The 747-nt window shown below is 60.6% G+C and carries 1 protein-coding gene; it reads left to right on the top strand.

What is annotated here, in order from left to right:
* Nucleotides 1-194: 194 nt before the first annotated feature.
* Nucleotides 195-747, top strand: a 553-nt coding sequence (locus EN991_RS38475) for a transporter substrate-binding domain-containing protein (protein ID WP_127370639.1), incomplete at its 3' end; no start/stop codon positions are given.

Raw genomic sequence — 747 nt, 5'->3', positions numbered from 1 at the left:
GTTGTCGAGGACTTCCGTGTCGCGCGTGCGGTGCGCGACGAAGCCAAGGCCGACACGCCATGACAAGCGTTTCGCGACCGTCGGCTTACCTTCGTTCCGAGCAATCGGCGCGGCAAACCTCCTCTGCCTCGCCGGAAGACGGCGACGGCAGTCTCATTTCTAAATTAGCAACAACAACAAGGGGAACGGTGCACATGAAAACATCTCTGAAATTGGCGACATTGGCGGCTTCGCTTGCCCTGACATTGACGACGCTTCCGGCTCAGGCCGGCGCGGTGCTGGACCGTGTCGTGGCGGCCGGAACTCTCAAGGTCGCAACTGACGCCAACTGGGCGCCGCAGTCCTTCCTCAATGCCAGCAACGAGCTGGACGGCTTCGACATCGATGTCGCCAAGGAGATCGGCAAGCGCATCGGCGTCAAGGTCGAGTTCGTGACGCCGGGCTGGGACATCATCACCGCCGGCAACTGGGTCGGCCGCTGGGACATGCATGTCGGCTCGATGACGCCGACGAAGAAGCGCGCCGAGATCTTCGATTTTCCCGCTGTCTACTACTACACGCCAGCAGCGGTTGCGGTTCACAAGGACAGCAAGGCCAAATCGTTGAGCGATCTGGATGGCAAGGTTGTCGGCGCGACGACGACATCGACCTTCGAAGCCTATGCCAAGAAGGATCTGACGTTCGACGCGGCCGGTGCGCCGCCATTCGAATACAAGCTCAACCCGAAGGAAGTGCACTCCTACGAGA

Source organism: Mesorhizobium sp. M7A.F.Ca.US.005.03.2.1, assembly GCF_003997795.1.
Taxonomy (GTDB): Bacteria; Pseudomonadota; Alphaproteobacteria; order Rhizobiales; family Rhizobiaceae; genus Mesorhizobium; species Mesorhizobium ciceri.
The sequence above is the reverse complement of the archived record's forward strand: the minus strand, read 5'-3'. Positions and strand labels throughout refer to the sequence as shown.